We start from the raw sequence: 18,369 nt of genomic DNA on the forward strand, positions 1-18,369 counted from the left end.
CGCCTAACGGCACGACCACATGAGGCCGCGGTCGAAGTGGAAATGATCGTGGTGTGCGGCGTTGAAATCGGGTCCGAGCGACACGCGGAAATAGCGGCACGAGCGCCTGTGCACCGCGCGCAGGAACTCGGCATCCTTGCCTTGTCGCTTCCAGTCGCGCTTGAGCGAGATGCTGTGTCCGTTCGCGAACGTGAATCCTGAAATGTCGATGGCGTTGGCGGAGGCGTGCTCGCTGCGCACTCCCTTCCACATCGGGTTTCCGACGATGTTGCGGCAGTCGTAAGTACCCATATCGCCGAGGCGGACGACCTCCTGGCCGTACATCTCGCGGGCGAGCGGCTGCACCTCGTGCTCGACCCACAGCGTGAGCGCCACCGCCATCTCGCACGTCAACGGCTCGACGCCGATCTGCGCCCCCCCGACATGGGTGAACTTGACCGCATTTGTCCAACCGCAATTGGCGCCCGTCGCACGGTCCGGAATCGGGCTCGCATCGATGTGGGGCTCTTTGAGGATTGCGTGGCAGAGCGCCGGATCGAACCGCAGCACCGAAAGTCTCGGATCGACGAGGAACGGCGGTCGCTCGTCGAGCGAGATCGGACTGAGCGGGCTCCAGCGCTGCGGAATGAGGCCGAACCAGTAGCCGCCGACCACGGCAACGAGCAGCACGAGCGCGAGAAACAGCTTCGAAAGAATGCGCCGTGGCTTTCGCCGCGCTTGCCTTTGCATAGCTCCCCGCCCCGATGTCTGCCCCGCGGATAGCCTAAAGCGCTTCTTGGGAGGTGGGAACTGCCTTTCACCAAGCGTTCGTCAGTCTGCGCGCGAATGCGCACGGATTAGAAATCGCTGGCGATGCCGCCCTTCTCCCAGTCGCCGTAGCGTGTCGGCTCGGGACCTGCCGGGCCGTTGATCTCCGTTGGGCGATCGGCGCGCTGCGTCTCGGCTGCGGCCCGGCGCTCGGCCGCCTCCTGAAGCGCGCGCTGGGCTGCGGGCGACAACGGCTTTCGGGCCGCCGGCGCTGACTCGGATACTGAGGGGTTCTTTTCGTCGGGCGGCGTCATTTCAGATGCGTAGTCCGGGCGTTAAGGGGTGCTGGCGATGGGCCGATCCGCTACCTATATAGCATCTCGGACGATACGCACCTGCGTAGATCGACATCTGGGAGTTGAACCGAATGCCGATGAACTACACCAAGACCGCAATGCTGCTTGCGGCCCTGACCGCGATTTTCGTGGCGATGGGCGCCGCGATTGGCGGCCAGACGGGCATGGTGATCGCCTTTGTCGTAGCGCTTGCCATGAACCTCTTCAGCCTCTGGAACTCCGACAAGATGGTGCTGAAGATGTTCGGCGCCCAGGAGGTGGATGAGCGCACCGCGCCCGAATATTATGGCCTCGTGCGCGATCTTGCGCGCCGCGCAGAGCTACCGATGCCGCGCGTCTTCATTATGGACAATCCGCAGCCGAACGCGTTTGCAACCGGCCGCAGCCCCTCGCGCGCGGCCGTTGCTGCAACGACGGGCCTGCTCGAGGCGCTGCCGCGCGAGGAGCTCGCGGGCGTCATCGCGCACGAGCTTGCGCACATCAAGAACCGCGACACGCTGACCATGACGGTCGCCGCAACCATCGGCGGCGCCATCTCGATGCTGGCGCAGTATCTGCAGTTCGGCGCGCTGTTCGGCGGCCACAACAATGAGCGCGGCGGCATCGGCATGATCGGCGCCATCCTCGCCATGCTGGTGGCGCCCTTCGCCGCCATGCTCGTGCAGATGGCCATCAGCCGCTCGCGCGAGTATCAGGCGGACCACATGGGGGCCCTGATCTGCGGCAACCCGCGTTGGCTCTCCGCGTCGCTGCTGCGCATCGAGCGCGCCGTGAAGCGCATCCCGAACGAGGAGGCTGAGGAGATCCCCGCAGCGGCGCACATGTTCATTATCAACCCGCTGACCGGGCAGGGCATGGACAACCTGTTCTCGACCCACCCGAACACAGCGAACCGCGTCGCGGCTCTCGAGGCGTTGGCCGAGGAGATGACGCGCAGCGGCATCGACCTGAGCGGTGGCGCGGTATCGAGCAGTCCGAGTGGACCGGAGGGTCCGTGGTCGGGCCCGTCGCGGAGCGCTGGCCCCTGGGGCTGAGGTCGTCAGCCGCCCCTCATTCATCCGCCGATCAGGCTTCATGCCTAGCATCGACCTCTCCCCACCCTTGGGGAGAGGTCGATTTTTGCGCGTAGGTAGTGAGGGGAGCAAACTTCGACGTCCCCGAAACGGCCGGTTGTGCCGAGAGCCTGTGTCTGCGCTCAGTCCGTATGGCGCGCGAGGATCTTGCGCACTTCCACGACGAGATCGGCCTCCTTGACGGAGACCTGCGCCGGCCGCGCCTCTTTCCATTCCTTGTTGTCGGTGATCGCGGCGGCCGCCTTGGCGCCCTCGATCAGATCCTTGAGGATCACCTCGCCCGCCTCGCGCTCATTCGTACCTTGAATCACCGCTATGGGCGCACCGCGCTTGTCGGCATATTCGAGCTGACGGCCGAACTTCTTCGGATTGCCGAGATAGAGTTCGGCGCGGATGTCCGCTTCGCGCAGCGTCTGCACGAGCTTCTGATAATCGGGGATGCGGTCGCGATCCATGACCGTCACGACGACGGGACCGGGTGCCGGCTTCGGCGCGCGCCCGATAAGATTGAGTGCGGCTTGCAGGCGCGAGACGCCGACCGAGAAGCCCGTTGCCGGCACCTTCTGGCCCGTGAAACGCGCCACGAGGTCATCGTAGCGCCCGCCGCCGCCGACGGAGCCGAAGCGCACCGGATTGCCCTTCTCGTCCTTCGCTTCGATGAGCAGCTCCGCCTCGAAAACCGGGCCAGTGTAATACTCCAACCCGCGCACGACAGACGGATCGATCTTGATACGGTCAGGCCCGTAACCGGCCGCCGTTACGAGTGCTCCGATCTCACGCAACTCGTCCAAGCCCTGCGCTCCAATCTCGATGCCAGTGACCAGCGGAGCGACGGCATCCAGCGCGGCATCGCCTTTCGTACCTGACTCGACGAAAGCCAGCACCTTCTCGATTGAAGAGGAATCGAGCCCTGCGCCTTTGGTGAAGTCGCCGCTCTCGTCCTTGCGGCCCTTGCCAAGCAGCTCTGCAACCCCTCCAGGGCCGAGGCGGTCGAGCTTGTCGACCGCGCGCAGGACCGTCATACGTTTCGCGCTGTCGGCAGCACTCGTCGGATCGATGCCGATGGACGACAGCACGCCGTCGAGCACCTTCCGATTATTCACCTTGATCACGTACTGCCCACGCGGAATGCCAAGCGCTTCGAGTGCGTCCGCCGCCAGCATGCACATCTCGGCATCCGCCGCGATGCTCTCGGCGCCGACCGTATCGGCGTCGAATTGGGTGAACTGGCGGAAGCGGCCCGGCCCCGGCTTCTCGTTGCGCCAAACGGGCCCCGTCGCATAGCGCCGGAACGGCTTCGCCAGATCCTGGAAGTTCTGCGCCACATAACGCGCCAGTGGCGCCGTGAGGTCGTAGCGCAGCGAAAGCCAATCCTCATCCTCGTCCTGGAACGAGAACACGCCCGCGTTCGGCCGGTCCTGGTCCGGCAGGAACTTCCCGAGCGCGTCCGTGTATTCGAACGCCGGGGTCTCCAGCGGCTCGAACCCGTAGCGCTCGTAAACGGCGCGAATCTTTTCGAGCATGGCCTGCGTCTGGCGCAGCTCCGCCGGTCCGATGTCGCGCATGCCCTTCGGCAGGCGGGCGTTCGGACGCTGTGGGGCGCTTTTTTTGTCGGTCTTGGCCATGAGGCGGAAAATCTTTCGGGTCGGAGGGCGCGAGCTGGCGTGCCCGGAACAAATCGTGCCGCCTTATACCGGATCGGCCCCCCTCGGAAAAGGTTACCACTATGCCGCTCGGGGCGGTCTTTCGCTTGGCACGTGAAATGGGTAGAAGATGCGTCATGACATTGGTTTTGGACCATACATTGCCCCAGGTGGCCGAAGGTGCCGGGAGCTCAGCCGCTCCCGCGAAGCCGACGCTCGCTGGCATGAGCCGCGCGCGCCTCTCCGAGGCGCTGGCCGTGGCCGGCGTGTCGGAGAAGCAGCTCCGCATGCGCACGACCCAGCTCTGGCGCTGGCTTTACATCACGGGCGCCACGTCATTCGACGAGATGACCGACGTTTCGAAGGCGCTGCGCACCGAGCTCGAAGCTCGCTACACCCTCGATCGCCCGGAGATCGTCACCGAGCAGGTCTCCGTCGACGGCACGCGCAAGTGGCTGCTCCGCCTGCCGCGCCGCGGTCACGAGGCGCGCGCTCCCGAGATCGAGACGGTTTACATCCCCGAAGCCGACCGCGGCACGCTCTGCATCTCCTCGCAGGTGGGCTGCACGCTGACCTGCAGCTTCTGCCACACCGGCACGCAGCGCCTCGTGCGCAACCTCGAAGCTTCCGAAATCGTCGGCCAGATCCTGCTCGCGCGTGACCGCATCGGTGATTGGCCCGGTGCCAAACGGCCCGACGACGGCGGCCTTCTGCCCGACACCGAGCGCAAGATCACCAACGTCGTGCTGATGGGCATGGGCGAGCCGCTCTACAACTTCGACAACGTGCGCGAGGCGATGGAGGTCGCGTCCGACGGTGAAGGCCTGTCGCTCTCGAAGCGGCGCATCACTCTGTCGACGTCCGGCGTCGTGCCGGAGATCGCGCGCTGGGGCGAGCTGTCCGGCACCATGCTGGCCATCTCGCTGCACGCCGTGCGCGACGACCTGCGCGACGAACTGGTGCCGATCAACAAGAAATATCCGATCAAGGAGCTTCTTGAAGCCTGCCGCACCTATCCCGGCGTGTCGAACGCCAAGCGCATCACGTTCGAGTACGTGATGCTGAAGGGCGTCAATGACAGCCCGGCCGACGCCAAGGAGCTGGTGCGGCTCTTGGCGGGCATTCCGGCCAAGATCAACCTGATCCCGTTCAATCCGTGGCCGGGCTCGCGCTACGAATGCTCCGACTGGGAGACCATCGAGCGCTTTGCCGACATCGTGAACAAGGCAGGCTACGCAAGCCCCGTGCGCACGCCGCGCGGACGCGACATCCTCGCCGCCTGCGGGCAGCTCAAGAGTGAGAGCGTGCGCTTGCGCGCGCGAGAGCGCGCTCAGCCCACCGTAGACGCCACAGAGCCCGGGGCCTGATCGCACATGGTGCTGCGAGCCATCGGACGGCTGATCTGGGTTCCGATCTCATTCCTGATCGCAACGGTCGCGGCGATGTTCGTGCTCGTGACGCTCGGGCTTGAGAACGTCACGCATGCGATCCACGACCTCAACGAGGTCGACACCATGTCGGCGGCCTACGACGTCGCATGGCAAAGCACCATCATCGCTTCCGGCGCGACGCTGATCCCGGCCCTGCTCGTCGTCCTCGTGGGCGAGGTCGCCCGCATCCGCTCCTGGCTCTACTACATGGTCGGCGGGGGCGTCGCGCTGGCGATCATTCCGCTCCTCGCGCGCGTCGATACCGGCACCATGACCTACGCACTGCCGGCGCTCTGGCACGTGTTCGCAACCGCCGGCTTCGCGGGCGGCTTCGTTTACTGGTTGCTCGCCGGACGCAACGCTTGAGCGGCACCGCCGTCCCTCGTAGGCTGCGCTGAGGGGGCACCGGAATGTTGGTCTCGCTGATCCGCTTCGTGTTCGGATTTTTGGTTGCCGTGCTGGTTGCTGGCGCCGTGCAGGTGCTCTTCGTGGCCGGCGGTGACCTCCTGGCTAGCCTATCGTCAGCCGAGCGCTGGCAGAGCCTCGGCCTTCTGGCGCTACTCGCCGCGACCCAGACCGCAGTCTTCTCGATCCCCTTCGCGGTTCTCGCTGCCGCGGTCGCCGCCTGGCTCCCGGCGCGGTCGGCCCTCTACTTCCTCGCCGCCGGGGTCGGCATCGGGCTCGCCGGATTTTTCGTCCAGTACATCAGCGAGACCGGCCCTCAGACCATCCTGAACCTTTACGCACTTGCGGCCTATGCCGCATCAGGCGCTGTCGGCGGCCTTGCTTACTGGGCACTCGCGGCCCCACAGCCCCGGCCCTCGACCGCTGAAAAGACTTAGTAATTTTAAATGGGCCTTTAGGTGAAGGCTGGGGAATACCCCGTTGTCAGGAACCCTGGCGGCGAGTATCTTGTTGCAATGCACAATCGCGCATGCGAACAGGATCCGCGCCGACGACTCACATTCTGAGCTGAGGTCGATGATGATGACGCACGTCGATACTGATCTTTCCGGGCGCTTTGCTCGCAGTTACGCAACCGCGGCCTTCGGGTATGCCCGAGCCGCTTCGGCGGCCTATGCCGCGCTGACCAATCAGGCGCTGGATTTTTGGGGGCAGGCCGCACGCGCGGCGGACACCACCGACCGGGATCGTTCGCCACGCCTGCAACTCGTGAGCGGCCCGAGGCCCTATCGGTCCGCGGTGACGGAGCCGACCATCCCGGCGACGCCTCCTCTGCCCGATTTCCTGCGCTTGTCCAACGCCTGGGCCGCCTCGCCCATGTTCGCGCCCGTGCGGGCCTGGTGGGGTATGTTCCCGCTTGAGGGCAACCCCGCGAGCTGGCCCATGGCCTATGCAATGATGACCGCTGGCGTACCACGCTCGGTGGCGTTGCCGACCGCCGAGGCAAATGTCGCCGCCCTCGATGCCGCGCAGGCAGCGCAGGAGAGCATCGACCGTACGTTTTCAGCCTATCGCTCGGACAGCGGATTCGCCGTGTCGCAGGTCATCTCGCCGAAGGCGTGGCTCGGGGCGCTGTTCATGGCGCCGTTCACGGTGACCTTTAAGTTCCCCTGGGCCTGATGTGGTTCTGAGCAATAGGGGCCGGCCAGGTTAGGGCCGCCCCTACTCGCTGCTCGGCGGCACCGTAACGACCACCGCATTGCCGCCACCGAAGCCTCCGATCGACCCAAACGACGGCATCGGCGAGGACTTGGGCTCCGACGGAGCAGGCTTCTCCGGGGCAGCCGCGGCTTCCGCTTGCTGCTCGGGCTCTTCCTTAGGCTTTTCAGTCTTTTGCGGCGCCGGTGTCGCTTTGGCGTCTATCCGTGGCTTGGGCGCAGGCTTTTGTTTTTTAGGAGGGGCCGGCGGCGGGTCATCCACACGCTCGACAACCCGGGCAGTATTTTGCGGGACACTCTCCGACCCCGTAACGACTGGCACGGCAGTCGCTTGAGCGTTGGGCGCGGAAGCCGCAGCCTCCTTTTTCTTGGCTGGCGTGCTCTTCTTAGCCGCTTTCTTCGGGGGCACCGGCGAACGGGCGGCGCAACGGGCCGGCACCAGCGTGCCGTCATTGAACGTGACATCCGCCACCCAAGCGCACGTCTTGAGGTCGCGGCAGGCCGCTTCGAAGAGGCCGCTGCATTGCGCGGCCGCCGCTTCCACGGCCGCGAAATCGGATTCGGGCAGGGCCGCCACCGGGGTCAGCGGCTTGTTGGCCCACGGCAGCACCTCGCCGCCGGTGGAAAGGGTTTTGGCTGCGGGCGCCGGCTGAGCGCCGGTTGGCGCTGGGGCATCCGGCACGCTTTTGACGGTGATAGCAGGCGCCGGCGACTGGGCGGCCGAAAGCTGCACGCCCGCAACAAGTCCGCCCGACATGAATCCGCAAAGGAGCACTGCGGCTGATGTTCTTCTCACAGTCGTTCCCCCCGAACGTTAGGCATCTTGCCGATGCCTATGACCTGTGCATATACGCCGCCACACTATAGCGTTTGATGCAGAAAAACACGGCAAGACGATGGAGAAAATCCCCTCCGTAGACTAAAGCCTGTGCACACTTGGCAGATTTTGCTGTGGGGACGCTGGGACGGAGTGCGCCTTGCGGCGACGGGGCGGGTGCCTATAGTGCCCGCGCTTCTGAACACACACCGAGAGGAAAAGAGACCGAGGCCATGAGCGCGAAAGACGGCAAGCCGGACATTAAGAAGGTGGTGCTCGCCTATTCGGGCGGCCTCGATACGTCGATCATCTTGAAGTGGCTGCAGGAGACCTACGGCTGCGAGGTGGTGACCTTCACCGCCGACCTCGGCCAGGGCGAGGAACTCGAGCCCGCGCGCAAGAAGGCCGAGATGCTCGGCATCAAGAAAGAGAACATCTTCATCGAGGACCTGCGCGAGGAGTTCGTCCGCGACTACGTGTTCCCGATGTTCCGCGCCAACGCGCTTTATGAGGGCATCTACCTGCTCGGCACCTCGATCGCGCGCCCGCTGATCGGCAAGAAGCAGATCGAGATCGCGCGCCAGACCGGTGCCGACGCCGTCTGCCACGGCGCCACCGGAAAGGGCAACGATCAAGTCCGCTTCGAGCTCACCTATTACGCGCTCGAGCCTGGCATCAAGATCATCGCACCCTGGCGCGAGTGGACCTTCAAGGGCCGCGAAGATCTGATCGAGTTCGCGCGCAAGAACCAGATCCCGGTCGCCAAGGACAAGGAGGGCGAGAGCCCGTTCTCGGTCGACGCAAACCTGCTGCACTCGTCGTCCGAAGGTAAGGTGCTGGAGGATCCCGCCAAGAAGGCGCCTGAGATCGTCTATCAGCGCACCATCTCGCCGATGGATGCGCCGGATAAGGTGACGACGATCAGGATCGGCTTCGAAAAGGGCGACGCCGTCTCGCTCAACGGCAATCGGATGAGCCCGGCGACGCTGCTCAAGGCCCTCAACGACCTCGGCCGCGACAACGGCATCGGCCGCATCGACCTCGTCGAGAACCGCTTCGTCGGCATGAAGTCGCGCGGTGTCTACGAGACGCCGGGCGGCACGATTCTCCTGCAGGCGCACCGTGCCATCGAAAGCCTGACGCTCGACCGCGGCGCGATGCATCTCAAGGACGAGATGATGCCGCGCTATGCGGAGCTCGTCTATTTCGGCTTCTGGTTCTCGCCAGAGCGCGAGATGCTGCAGGCTGCCATCGACAAGTCGCAGGAGCACGTCGAGGGAGAGGTGACGCTCGAGCTCTACAAGGGCAATGTCATCGTTGTCGGACGTGAGAGCCCGAAGTCGCTCTATGCGCCGAACCTCGTCACCTTCGAGGACGACAAAGGCGCCTACGACCAGAAGGATGCGCAGGGCTTCATCAAGCTCAATGCGCTCAGACTACGGACGCTCGCCGCGCGCGACCGTAGGTAGTGCAACCTTACAATTTTGGTGAGGAAGACGACAGCGACGGAAAATGTCGCTTTCGGTCGTTACTCCACACAAGGGCCTGGAACCCTCGTTCCGTAAGCCCCGTTATTCAATCATACGCCGGAACAAGAACAAGGAGAATTCGCGTTGAAGATTGCTGCTTTTGCCATTTCGGCTGCTTTGCTCGGCCTTGTGGGCGTTACGCCCGCGAGCGCCGCTCCTTCGGCTCCCACGGGGATTAAGGCCGCATTGGCTCTCGAAACCGGCGTTGTTGATCAGGCTCAGTATCGCAATGATAAGCGCCGCGCATATCGCAAGGGCTACCGCAAGGGCCACCGTCACGGCTACCGCGCTGGCCACCGTTACAACCGCGCGCCTGCGGGTTGGCGTCGTTACTCCGCGCGTCCTTACGGTTGGCAGACGCGCGGCTGCATCGTCGTCGGCCCCGTTTGGTTCTGCCCATAAGCCGGCAGCCTCAACGTTGTGACGCAGATCATGCCGGGGATCACATCCCCGGCATTTTTCTTTGGCGCGTAGCGTGGAGACGGATTGGCCGAAATCCACCAGCTCGGGAAGATCGCGCTGCTACGATCCGACAGTCGCAGTCGGATACCTGAGGAAGTATCGGACGCCTGCTTCGACGATGTGCGGCTGCGATTTGTGCGGACCGTCGTGCTCGATGTAGACGACGTCGTAGCCCGCTTGCTTGAGGCGCGCGGCGTGCGCTCGGCCGGCCGTTTCGACAGGCGTCTGCTCGTCCTTGGATCCGTGAGCAATGAAGACGCACGGCGCTCCCTCCTGGTGGAGGGCGGTCATGAAGCCCGCCGAAAAGGCCAATACATGCGTGACGAAATCGCCGTTGCAAAGCCCGTTCGACAAGGAATAGCTGCCGCCATCGGAATGCCCGGCGAAGGCAAAGCGAGCGGGATCGAGCGCAAACCGTGACGCGACCTCTGCGAGCGCGATGTCGAGCCGCTCGAGATCGGGTCCATTGCCCGCGATGACGATGTCCCAAGTCGGCAACAGCGATTGAGGCACGAGCAGCAGGAACTTGTTGTCCTCGGCGTGCTGCTTCATGATCGGCAAAATCTTTTCGGCGCTCCCTCCGCCGCCGTGGAACAGGACCATGAACGGCGTGGGTTTGGTCGCATCGATGCCGTCGGGCACGACCATGACATAATCTCGCTCCTCGAAAAGACCGAGATCGTGACGGCCTGGCGGAAGCGGCGCCTTGGTCGGCTTCCTGTGCCGAAAGGTGAGGCGGCCGGCGAGATGCGGGTCGATCATGTCTTCCCTTGGCATTTTACGCGGTTGGCAGCAAGGGAAGGGCCTCCGGATGTCCTATCCCTCGGCGCAAACCGTGACCGGGAAGGTCGCCGATCGCACGGCCCTTGAAATGTCATCGTCGCGCGATCACCATGCCTCGCCTTCGTCTCAGCCAGCTTGACCTCCCATGACCCGCGCCTCGCTCAACCGCACGCTCCGCCGCGCCTACGTCGGCCTCGGCCTTGTTCTCCTCATCGCGCTCTGCGCGAGATTCGCCGATCGAATTCCCGGCATCGCCGGCACGCCGATCAAAACGGCGGCGCTGGATCTCTACGAGTATCTGAAGGACATGGCGCTGGTGTTCGTGACTGTGGTCGCGGCCTATCTCGCCAACGTCTTCCAGAAACGGTCCAAGTTCGTGGAGAGCCTGGAGGAGGAATGGCGCGGCATCGTCCGCACCAAGTCGGCGCTGTTCACCTATTGCGAGAAGCCGTACGTCTCGACCGACGACTATCTCGCCGCGTTCTGCCGCATCTCCGAAACCATCGACAACATGCGCATCGTCTATGCGAACGTCGGAGAGACGGACGAGCTCATCGGGCTTTATCCGTATGCGCCGCTGCATGACATGCGCCGCGCACTGCAGACGCTCGATCCACGGCAACGCCCGGACATTCCACCAGAGGAAAAGAAGCTCGCCCGCGATGCCATTCTGCAGTCGTTCTATGCGCTGCGCGAGAATTTCCTCGAGGAGCTTGACCTGAAGGAGCCTGATAATCCGCTCACCGCCTCGGTCGCGCGCCGTCTCAAAAAGCCGGGGGCCACACGGGGAGCGGGCAGGATCGAAGCGCGCCAGCTTGCGCTCTACAAAGCGCACGATGCGCCCCGAAAGCCGGACGTCGAAGAGTTCCTTTGGCGCCTGCACGCGGAGGAGCAGCAGAAGCGCTAGGCAGATCGAGAACCATGCAACTCCTGGCCAACATCGACGTCGAGAACGTTGCCGCGGCGACCGACTTCTACTGCCGTGCGCTTGGCCTCAAAGTCGGCCGCCGCCTCGGCCCCGGCGCGGTAGAACTGCTCGGCGCTTCGAGCCCGATCTACCTGCTCGAGAAGCCGGCAGCTAGCGCTGCCACCGGCTCAGGCCATCGGCGCGGCTACGCCCGGCATTGGACACCCGTCCATCTGGACTTCGTGGTGCCGGACATCCAGGCCGCATCTGCAACGGCGATCGCCGCCGGAGCCGCCCCGGAAGGCGAGGTGCGAACTCATGTCTGGGGACATATCGCCGTTTTCTCGGACCCGTTCGGGAACGGGTTCTGCCTGATCCAATTCCTTAACCGCGGCTACGACGAGATCGCGACCTGAGCCTCCCCTGCGTCGGAAAAGCCCACGAAATGCAGGTCACTGGCGCACCAGCCACGGTTGTGCTACGTCCGCGCCAGATTTTTGCAGCGCACACGCCTCCACCATAGGTTGCGCAGGCACCCCAGGACACCAATGAACATTCGTAATATCGCGATCATCGCGCACGTCGACCACGGCAAAACCACCCTCGTCGACGAGCTTCTGAAGCAATCGGGCTCCTTCCGCGACAACCAGAAGGTTGCGGAGCGGGCGATGGATAGCAACGACCTCGAGCGCGAGCGTGGCATCACCATCCTCGCCAAGTGCACGAGCGTGGTCTGGAAAGACACGCGCATCAATATCATCGACACGCCCGGCCACGCCGACTTCGGCGGCGAGGTGGAGCGCATCCTGAACATGGTCGACGGCGTGGTGGTCCTGGTGGACGCGTCAGAAGGCCCGCTCCCCCAAACCAAGTTCGTCGTGTCCAAGGCCCTGAAGCGCGGCATCCGCCCGATCGTCGCCATCAACAAGATCGACCGCCCCGACGAGCGGCACCTCGACGTGCTGAACGAGATCTTCGATCTCTTCGCCAACCTGGATGCCACCGACGAGCAGCTCGACTTCCCTGTTCTCTACGGCTCGGGCCGCAACGGCTGGATGGCGCTCGACCCGGCTGGTCCGCGCGAGAACCTGGCGCCGATGTTCGACCTCATCGTAAGCCACGTGCCGCCGCCGACCGTCGAGCCCGGCCCTACTCGCATGCTTGCGACGACGCTCGAGGCGGACAATTTCCTCGGCCGCATCCTCACCGGCCGCATCTCGTCTGGCACGCTGAAACCCAACCAGCAGCTCAAGGCGCTTAACCGCGACGGCAAGCTGCTCGAGACGTTCCGCGTCACCAAGGTGCTGGCGTTTCGCGGGCTTGAGCGCGTTCCGGTTGACGAGGCTCACGCAGGCGAGATCGTCGCGATCGCTGGCATGAGCGAGGCAACCGTTGCCGACACGTTGTGCGATCCCTCGGTCGAGCAGCCGATCGAGGCACAGCCCGTCGATCCTCCCACGCTGTCGATGACCTTTCGCGTCAACGACGGTCCGTTCGCCGGAACCGAAGGCGACAAGGTGCAGAGCCGCGTCATCCGTGACCGCCTGCAGAAAGAGGCAGAGCGCAACATTGCCATTCGCGTCACGCCCTCGACGGAGGGCGGCGAGTCGTTTGACGTGGCTGGACGCGGCGAGCTTCAGCTCGCCATTTTGCTTGAGAACATGCGCCGCGAAGGCTTCGAGCTCACGGTCTCGCGTCCGAAGGTGGTGTTCGTGACCGACGAGGCGACGGGCCAACGGCTCGAGCCCATCGAGGAGGTCATCATCGACGTCGACGAGGGTCACACAGGCATCATCGTGCAGAAGCTTTCCGAGCGGAAGGGAGAGCTTCTGGAGATGCGTCCCTCGGGCGGCGGGCGCACGCGCATGGTGTTCCACGTCCCGACGCGCAGCCTTCTCGGCTATCAGGCGGAGCTGCTTTCGGACACGCGCGGCACAGCCGTCATGAACAAGCTGTTTCACGCCTACGAGTCCTATCGTGGCGAGATCGCCGGCCGCCACACCGGCGTGCTGATCTCGAACTCGGACGGCGAAGCAGCAGCCTACGCCATCTTCAACCTTCAGGATCGCGGCCCGTTCTTCATTGGTCCGCAGACCAAGGTCTACGTCGGCATGATCGTGGGAGAGCACACACGCGACAACGATCTCGAAGTCAATGTCGTCAAGGGCAAGAAGCTCACCAACGTTCGCGCCTCCGGAAAGGATGACGCGGTTCTGCTGACGCCGCCGGTAAAGCTCACGCTCGAGCGGGCGATGAGCTACATCACCGACGAGGAGCTGGTCGAGGTGACGCCGAAGTCGATCCGGCTACGCAAGCGTTGGTTGGACCCCAATGAGCGCAAGAAGCAGGAGCGCAAACGCGAGGCCGATCGCGAAGCCGTGGCCTAACGGACTTCAAGAAATGTTACGGTTTTCAGGCCAGTAACCGCACCTCTGGTGAGTGGAAAGGCGCTGGACTGGCACCACTTTGAATTGTAAAATACCAATGTAAAGTTCAAATATTTCCTTTGCCGTGCAGACGTTGCGTGGATCGATTTTTTCAGCTGGCGGCCGCAAAGCCAGCCGCTGGCACCGAATAGGGGTTGGCCCTTGAAGAAGCTCGACGAGTGCACCGCACTCAATATTTTGAGTGCAACGCACGATGCCTGGTGCAGAGCCGACATCGAACGTCTGCTGAGTTACTATGCAGACGATTGCGTCTACTGGTGCAATGCAGGCCCATTGAACGGCGTCCCCTTCGTTATCGAAGGGAAGCAAGCGCTTCGCACTTTTCTCTGGTCGATCACGTCAGTCGCAGAAAGTCGGGCGGTCATCGAGCATTTTCATTTCGAGGACGGCCTGGGGCGCGCTAACGTCGAGGCCTACCTTCGCCACCGGCGAACCGGTCTCGTGCTCGCCGGATCGTACCGCCATATTGTCACCTATCGCGGTCGCAAGATCGCTCGCTCCGAGCAGTATCACGATGCGGCCAAGATGGCGGCGTTCTGGCAAATGGTGAGATGCGACGAAGCCTCCGAGGATCGTGATCTGCCGGCGTCCCTGGACTCAGCGGTTATCGGTGTGCGAGCGCAAGGCCGCGAGCGCACCTGATAGAAACTTGCGCACCACCAGCGAGACGAATGCGTCGGTGTCCGTCGTGAGCTTGACGCCGTAGATCCAGCGCCGGATCGCGAGATAGAAGATCTCTCCGTGCAGTCCCCACGAGAGTTCGAGCGCCTCGTTCGTCGGAGCGCTGCCGCTACGCTTGCCGCTCGCCAGCCGGCTGAGCTCCGCCGCAACCGGCACGATGACCTTGCGCCGAATGAGGCTCAGATAGCGCTGGTTGATGGCAACGCCGGCAAGGCCGCCGTAGACGAATGTTCTGACCCACTCGGGACGGTCGATCACCTTTACATAGTCGCCGTAGAAACGAATGAGCCGCTCGCCAAAGTCCAGCCTTTGGTCGCTGAGCAGTGCATCCCACGCCGGATCCCAACGGCTCGCGAACGTTCGTTCGTAGACGCGGTCCACGAGAGCGTCCTTGGTCGGGAAATAGCGGAACAGAAGCGCGTGTGAGATGCCGATCCGCTTGGCGAGATCTCTCATGTTTCCGTCGAAGCCGACCTCGGCGAAATAGCGCGTTGCCCCGGCCACGATCTCTTCCTCGCGCTGTTCGGGCAGGAGCCGCTTGCGTTTCCCTTGTCCACCGTCAGTCCCGGTTCTCTGCATGAGTCACCCAACAAGGCACGGCGTGCGACGTGTTGACCACTTGGTCACCACTGCGCCATGTGCGACTCCACCAATATTACTGACCAAAAGGTCATTAGTCCATTGTGGTTCGAAAAGGATGCCCCCATGCCGAGCAAGCCGATCGTCGTCACGCTGCGCCTGACGCCATCCGACCCGAAGGCCTTCCAGAGCTTCCTCGCCGAGATACTGCCCGATACGCGTAAAGCGCGCGGCTGCCGCTACGCGAAGACGTACGTCACAAAGGATGGAGCAGAAGGGGTCCTGCTGCTGCAAGAGTGGAATTCGCCCGAAGATCAGCAAGCCTACATGGCATGGCGTGAATCGACGGGCGTGCTGCAGATGTTTCTGGGCCACCTGGCAACGCCGGCCGATGTGCAGATCTGGCAGGCTGACCCGGCCTGACGCCGGGGCAGCCAATGGCAGCCCCTACTCGATGACGATGGTTGCGACGTAATCCATCGTCCGGTTGACGTTGTCGGCCGGCAGCAGCGTGTTGAGGAGATAGGATGTCGGAGAGTAGTTCTCCGGCACGGCCCGGTTGAACGCAGCTCGGATGAGCCTCGCCCTGAGTCTCTGCACGACGTTGCCGCCGCTGACGCCCAGATAGTAGTCCTTGAGCGTCTCAAACTTGGGCTGCATGTCGATCGCGACCTTGCGGTGGCCCTCCGACATCTTCTTGAGGCCCTCGGGGTTCTCGATGAAGACGGACTCGAGCAGCTCCCGTTTCTGTGTCGCCGGAATCTTGAGCCCGTCGACCACCGTCAGAGGTCCATCCGCGAGCCCGACGACGGCGCTGCGCCCGGTGCTTGTCACGCTGTTGCCGGCCGCATCGAGCGGCTTCATCGGCTGCTTGACGCACGACGGCACGCGGCTGCCCCTGAACTGATCGGCCGTCGCGGTAGGGTCGCAGCCCTTGAGCGACAGCAGCGCCCAGGCAAACTCGGAGCAATAGAGATCGAGCGTGCCGGGTGGGTTCTGCCCGAGCGCGATCTGTCCGAGGTTCTTCACAAACTCCACCGGCTTGCCGGGCTTGAACTTCGGCGCATTGTAGTCGTCGTTGAACTTGATCTGGCTCGGATAGACGCGCTTGGCGCTGCTGTTGAGGCGCGTCGCCCAGGCAAGGATGTTGGCGCGCTCGGCATCGCTGAGACCGCGCGGGCGGATGACATGGATAAGATTCAGCGTCCGATAGTGCTCGCTCGTAAGGTCCGCCACCATACCGCGGCCCAGGTATTCCTCGTTGAGCGGGTTATCGATATTCTTGAGCTTCCCGTCCTTGATGTAGGCCACGCCCGTATGGCTGATCCCCATCTGCACGTTGGGATAGGCACCGGCTCCGCCCCATTCGGATCGGAACGTCAGCAGGAGATCCCCCGTCTGGAAGATGCCGCTCTTGGCTAGCCGCGCCGCCATGCCGGCCCGCGGCGTGACGACCAGGCGTAGGCCGGCGTCGCTTCCGGTCTTGATCGCGTCCGGATGCTTGAAGTCGAGCAGGATGTCGGTCGTGTTGAACGGTCCCGAGAGCGGCGCCCACGTGCTCTTCGGCAGCGTGAAATAAATCGGCAGGTTGAGCTTCTTGGCGAGGCGTTCGTTGGCCTTCTCGCTGAAGGTGAAATCCTTCGCCGCCAAGGCCGCCGTGCCTCCCACGGCCAACACCGCCGCGGCTGCGATCGACGTGAGCGCCCTACCTCTCAACTTCCACTTCGCCATGATAATCGTTCCCCCAAAAAAAGAGCGGTGCGCGCTAACGAACATTTTCCTCTGCCCTTTTGGGGGAGGCAAGGGTTCACGGGGTGGGTACGCTGCTTGTCGCCGGGCTTAGTGGCACAAAAGTACGTTGCTAGCGCGAAGCAATCCGCCTTAATTTGCCGTTGCGATCCGCAGCAGGCCCAGCAAGGTAGCCGCTCTGGATGTGACCGCAGCCAAAGACTGGGCTCTCGTCCATGGAGGCAGTCGTAGCTGAGTTGGGGACTTTGCTAAACGAGACGAGGGACCGACATGCCAGGATATTTCGAAGTCAAGAAGGCTGCCAACGGACAGCTCATGTTTAATCTGAAAGCCGCAAACAATCGGGTCGTGCTGACGAGCGAGACATATTCCTCGCGGGCGGCTTTGGAGACCGGAATTGAGTCGGTTAAGAAAAACGCTGCAAGCGACAAGAACTTCGAGCGCAAAACCGCGACGAACGGAAAGCCCTATTTCATCCTGAAGTCCGGAAACAACGGAAAGATCATCGGCAAGAGCGAACTCTACTCATCATCTAGTGCCGCAGAAAAGGGAGTGGCTGCGGTCACCTCGGCGGCTAGGGACGCGAGAACGATCGAGATCTAGGGAAGGCCGCCCCGGGGGGCGGCTTTTGCCGGTTTCATCCGTCACAGAACATCACTAGAATGAGCCCCACTTAAGGGACGGTGGGGGTGCGTATGTCACAGTCGGCAACGGCGGTGGAAGGGGCGGATGCGGCCCTGCCCGAGGTCAAGCATGAGCGGACCGTTTATGCCGCGAGTGGCGGCCGCAAGACGGTCTTTTCCTTCATTTTCCTGATCCTGCTGCCCTTTTTCGCCAGCCTCCCGGCGATGATCTACATGCGCATCCAGAACGGCCTGTTCTTCGATGCGGTGGGCATCGGCATCGTGGCGGTGGCCTTTTCCATCCTCATGTTCCTGATCGTGATCGAGCTGCTCTTCTCGCTGCGCGCCCGTGTCGAGTTCGGTGAAACGTCCGTGAAAATGACATTGCCGTCCGGCCGCGGCCCAACGCCCATGCTCCGCTATAAGAGCTATGAGATCCCCTATGATGAGGTGCAGACGGTCGAAACGCGCCGCGAGATCTACGGCGGATCGCTGGTGCCCGTGCTTCTGAAGGGCGCCCGGCTGATCACCAAGGACGATAAGGCGGTTAAGATCGGCTACGTCAGCGAAGCCAACGTCGATCCGTGCTTCCCCTATGCCGAGATTGCAAAGCAGATCGCCGACCGGGCCCGCCTGCCCTTGATCGACCGCGGCAACGTGCGCCGTTCGTTCCGCCGCAAGTTCTTCGGCATCAAGGGAAGCCGCGTGAACGAGGTCGACGCGGTCGACGAAACGCAGATCGCCGAGTTGAACCGTTCCCATCACAACGTGGTGATGGGCCTCGTGGGGGCGCTCGTCGTGCTGATTGCGATCGGCATCGTGGACGATCTCGCCAGCGAGACGCCGATCGGTCAAACGGCCTCCGCAGGGCTTCCTGTGTCGGGACAGATCGCCCCGCAAAAGAAGTAGCTGCACCCTGCT

At 63.4% G+C, this 18,369-nt stretch carries 21 protein-coding genes; 14 read left to right on the forward strand and 7 right to left on the reverse strand.

Going from position 1 to position 18,369, the window contains the following annotated elements; all coding sequences use genetic code 11:
- Positions 1–3: 3 nt before the first annotated feature.
- Positions 4–729, reverse strand: a complete 726-nt coding sequence (locus CS1GBM3_RS14290; protein ID WP_083567604.1) for an extensin-like domain-containing protein — start codon at positions 727–729, stop codon at positions 4–6.
- A gap of 107 nt (positions 730–836) precedes the next feature.
- The gene (locus tag CS1GBM3_RS14295) at positions 837–1,061 is read right to left on the reverse strand and encodes a DUF1674 domain-containing protein (protein WP_072396109.1); all 225 of its coding nucleotides are present in this window, start codon (positions 1,059–1,061) and stop codon (positions 837–839) included.
- A gap of 119 nt (positions 1,062–1,180) precedes the next feature.
- Between CS1GBM3_RS14295 and htpX the strand changes: the two genes are divergently transcribed.
- Positions 1,181–2,137, forward strand: a complete 957-nt coding sequence (gene htpX, locus CS1GBM3_RS14300) for a zinc metalloprotease HtpX (protein WP_072396110.1) — start codon at positions 1,181–1,183, stop codon at positions 2,135–2,137.
- A gap of 161 nt (positions 2,138–2,298) precedes the next feature.
- Here htpX and hisS read toward each other — a convergent pair whose 3' ends face one another.
- Positions 2,299–3,801 (reverse strand): histidine--tRNA ligase, encoded by a 1,503-nt coding sequence (gene hisS / locus CS1GBM3_RS14305; protein ID WP_072396112.1) that lies wholly within the window; start codon positions 3,799–3,801, stop codon positions 2,299–2,301.
- Positions 3,802–3,956: 155 nt separating this feature from the next.
- On the opposite strand from hisS, the gene rlmN reads away from it, so the two are divergent.
- The 4 genes from rlmN (at position 3,957) to CS1GBM3_RS14325 (ending at position 6,833) form a co-directional block, all read left to right on the forward strand.
- Entirely contained in the window at positions 3,957–5,186 is a 1,230-nt protein-coding gene (gene rlmN, locus CS1GBM3_RS14310; protein WP_072396114.1) for a dual-specificity RNA methyltransferase RlmN, read from the forward strand.
- Between the two features lie 6 nt (positions 5,187–5,192).
- Positions 5,193–5,615, forward strand: coding sequence for a hypothetical protein (locus CS1GBM3_RS14315; RefSeq protein WP_072396116.1), 423 nt, complete (start codon positions 5,193–5,195; stop codon positions 5,613–5,615).
- A gap of 44 nt (positions 5,616–5,659) precedes the next feature.
- A complete protein-coding gene (locus CS1GBM3_RS14320) occupies positions 5,660–6,091 on the forward strand; it encodes a hypothetical protein (RefSeq protein WP_072396118.1) in 432 nt (143 codons plus the stop codon).
- 139 nt (positions 6,092–6,230) lie between these two features.
- Positions 6,231–6,833, forward strand: coding sequence for a hypothetical protein (locus CS1GBM3_RS14325; RefSeq protein WP_072396120.1), 603 nt, complete (start codon positions 6,231–6,233; stop codon positions 6,831–6,833).
- A gap of 42 nt (positions 6,834–6,875) precedes the next feature.
- Here CS1GBM3_RS14325 and CS1GBM3_RS14330 read toward each other — a convergent pair whose 3' ends face one another.
- Entirely contained in the window at positions 6,876–7,667 is a 792-nt protein-coding gene (locus CS1GBM3_RS14330) for a hypothetical protein (protein WP_210186218.1), read from the reverse strand.
- Positions 7,668–7,921: 254 nt separating this feature from the next.
- On the opposite strand from CS1GBM3_RS14330, the gene CS1GBM3_RS14335 reads away from it, so the two are divergent.
- Positions 7,922–9,157 carry an argininosuccinate synthase gene (locus tag CS1GBM3_RS14335; RefSeq protein ID WP_072396122.1) on the forward strand — a complete coding sequence of 412 codons (1,236 nt, stop codon included), beginning with the start codon at positions 7,922–7,924 and terminating at the stop codon, positions 9,155–9,157.
- A gap of 144 nt (positions 9,158–9,301) precedes the next feature.
- Positions 9,302–9,619, forward strand: a complete 318-nt coding sequence (locus tag CS1GBM3_RS14340) for a hypothetical protein (protein WP_083567606.1) — start codon at positions 9,302–9,304, stop codon at positions 9,617–9,619.
- 120 nt (positions 9,620–9,739) lie between these two features.
- Here CS1GBM3_RS14340 and CS1GBM3_RS14345 read toward each other — a convergent pair whose 3' ends face one another.
- On the reverse strand, positions 9,740–10,441 hold the full coding sequence (locus CS1GBM3_RS14345) for an alpha/beta hydrolase (protein WP_171946501.1): 702 nt from the start codon (positions 10,439–10,441) through the stop codon (positions 9,740–9,742).
- A 166-nt stretch (positions 10,442–10,607) separates the two neighbouring features.
- Between CS1GBM3_RS14345 and CS1GBM3_RS14350 the strand changes: the two genes are divergently transcribed.
- The 4 genes from CS1GBM3_RS14350 to CS1GBM3_RS14365 all read left to right on the forward strand — a co-directional run bounded on the left by CS1GBM3_RS14350 (position 10,608) and on the right by CS1GBM3_RS14365 (position 14,458).
- Positions 10,608–11,369 (forward strand): hypothetical protein, encoded by a 762-nt coding sequence (locus CS1GBM3_RS14350; RefSeq protein WP_072396124.1) that lies wholly within the window; start codon positions 10,608–10,610, stop codon positions 11,367–11,369.
- Positions 11,370–11,383: 14 nt separating this feature from the next.
- Entirely contained in the window at positions 11,384–11,785 is a 402-nt protein-coding gene (locus CS1GBM3_RS14355; RefSeq protein WP_072396125.1) for a VOC family protein, read from the forward strand.
- Between the two features lie 132 nt (positions 11,786–11,917).
- Positions 11,918–13,756, forward strand: coding sequence for a translational GTPase TypA (typA, locus tag CS1GBM3_RS14360; RefSeq protein WP_072396126.1), 1,839 nt, complete (start codon positions 11,918–11,920; stop codon positions 13,754–13,756).
- A gap of 201 nt (positions 13,757–13,957) precedes the next feature.
- Positions 13,958–14,458, forward strand: a complete 501-nt coding sequence (locus CS1GBM3_RS14365) for a nuclear transport factor 2 family protein (protein ID WP_072396127.1) — start codon at positions 13,958–13,960, stop codon at positions 14,456–14,458.
- Here the strand turns inward: CS1GBM3_RS14365 and CS1GBM3_RS14370 are convergent.
- Entirely contained in the window at positions 14,414–15,076 is a 663-nt protein-coding gene (locus CS1GBM3_RS14370) for a TetR/AcrR family transcriptional regulator (protein WP_072396128.1), read from the reverse strand. The two genes, CS1GBM3_RS14365 and CS1GBM3_RS14370, sit on opposite strands and share 45 nt — an antisense overlap.
- A gap of 126 nt (positions 15,077–15,202) precedes the next feature.
- Between CS1GBM3_RS14370 and CS1GBM3_RS14375 the strand changes: the two genes are divergently transcribed.
- A complete protein-coding gene (locus CS1GBM3_RS14375) occupies positions 15,203–15,499 on the forward strand; it encodes a putative quinol monooxygenase (RefSeq protein ID WP_072396129.1) in 297 nt (98 codons plus the stop codon).
- A gap of 24 nt (positions 15,500–15,523) precedes the next feature.
- Here the strand turns inward: CS1GBM3_RS14375 and CS1GBM3_RS14380 are convergent, their stop codons facing one another.
- Complete coding sequence (locus CS1GBM3_RS14380; RefSeq protein WP_072396131.1) at positions 15,524–16,807, reverse strand: hypothetical protein; 1,284 nt, start codon at positions 16,805–16,807, stop codon at positions 15,524–15,526.
- Between the two features lie 288 nt (positions 16,808–17,095).
- On the opposite strand from CS1GBM3_RS14380, the gene CS1GBM3_RS14385 reads away from it, so the two are divergent.
- Together CS1GBM3_RS14385 and CS1GBM3_RS14390 are read left to right on the forward strand one after the other, a co-directional pair.
- Complete coding sequence (locus tag CS1GBM3_RS14385) at positions 17,096–17,428, forward strand: YegP family protein (protein ID WP_072396132.1); 333 nt, start codon at positions 17,096–17,098, stop codon at positions 17,426–17,428.
- A gap of 92 nt (positions 17,429–17,520) precedes the next feature.
- Positions 17,521–18,357: a hypothetical protein gene (locus CS1GBM3_RS14390; RefSeq protein WP_072396133.1), complete on the forward strand. Its 837-nt coding sequence runs from the start codon at positions 17,521–17,523 to the stop codon at positions 18,355–18,357.
- Positions 18,358–18,369: the final 12 nt, after the last annotated feature.

Origin of the sequence: Hyphomicrobium sp. CS1GBMeth3, from assembly GCF_900117455.1 — a bacterium.
Classification (GTDB): Bacteria; Pseudomonadota; Alphaproteobacteria; order Rhizobiales; family Hyphomicrobiaceae; genus Hyphomicrobium_C.

Bases quoted from the DNA above. Each gene is read 5' to 3' on its own strand.
- CS1GBM3_RS14290 (WP_083567604.1), bottom strand. From the start codon at position 729: ATGCAAAGGCAAGCGCGGCGAAAGCCACGGCGCATTCTTTCGAAGCTG.
- CS1GBM3_RS14295 (WP_072396109.1), bottom strand. From the start codon at position 1,061: ATGACGCCGCCCGACGAAAAGAACCCCTCAGTATCCGAGTCAGCGCCG.
- htpX (WP_072396110.1), top strand. From the start codon at position 1,181: ATGAACTACACCAAGACCGCAATGCTGCTTGCGGCCCTGACCGCGATT.
- hisS (WP_072396112.1), bottom strand. From the start codon at position 3,801: ATGGCCAAGACCGACAAAAAAAGCGCCCCACAGCGTCCGAACGCCCGC.
- rlmN (WP_072396114.1), top strand. From the start codon at position 3,957: ATGACATTGGTTTTGGACCATACATTGCCCCAGGTGGCCGAAGGTGCC.
- CS1GBM3_RS14315 (WP_072396116.1), top strand. From the start codon at position 5,193: ATGGTGCTGCGAGCCATCGGACGGCTGATCTGGGTTCCGATCTCATTC.
- CS1GBM3_RS14320 (WP_072396118.1), top strand. From the start codon at position 5,660: ATGTTGGTCTCGCTGATCCGCTTCGTGTTCGGATTTTTGGTTGCCGTG.
- CS1GBM3_RS14325 (WP_072396120.1), top strand. From the start codon at position 6,231: ATGATGATGACGCACGTCGATACTGATCTTTCCGGGCGCTTTGCTCGC.
- CS1GBM3_RS14335 (WP_072396122.1), top strand. From the start codon at position 7,922: ATGAGCGCGAAAGACGGCAAGCCGGACATTAAGAAGGTGGTGCTCGCC.
- CS1GBM3_RS14345 (WP_171946501.1), bottom strand. From the start codon at position 10,441: ATGATCGACCCGCATCTCGCCGGCCGCCTCACCTTTCGGCACAGGAAG.
- CS1GBM3_RS14350 (WP_072396124.1), top strand. From the start codon at position 10,608: ATGACCCGCGCCTCGCTCAACCGCACGCTCCGCCGCGCCTACGTCGGC.
- CS1GBM3_RS14355 (WP_072396125.1), top strand. From the start codon at position 11,384: ATGCAACTCCTGGCCAACATCGACGTCGAGAACGTTGCCGCGGCGACC.
- typA (WP_072396126.1), top strand. From the start codon at position 11,918: ATGAACATTCGTAATATCGCGATCATCGCGCACGTCGACCACGGCAAA.
- CS1GBM3_RS14370 (WP_072396128.1), bottom strand. From the start codon at position 15,076: ATGCAGAGAACCGGGACTGACGGTGGACAAGGGAAACGCAAGCGGCTC.
- CS1GBM3_RS14375 (WP_072396129.1), top strand. From the start codon at position 15,203: ATGCCGAGCAAGCCGATCGTCGTCACGCTGCGCCTGACGCCATCCGAC.
- CS1GBM3_RS14380 (WP_072396131.1), bottom strand. From the start codon at position 16,807: ATGGCGAAGTGGAAGTTGAGAGGTAGGGCGCTCACGTCGATCGCAGCC.
- CS1GBM3_RS14385 (WP_072396132.1), top strand. From the start codon at position 17,096: ATGCCAGGATATTTCGAAGTCAAGAAGGCTGCCAACGGACAGCTCATG.
- CS1GBM3_RS14390 (WP_072396133.1), top strand. From the start codon at position 17,521: ATGTCACAGTCGGCAACGGCGGTGGAAGGGGCGGATGCGGCCCTGCCC.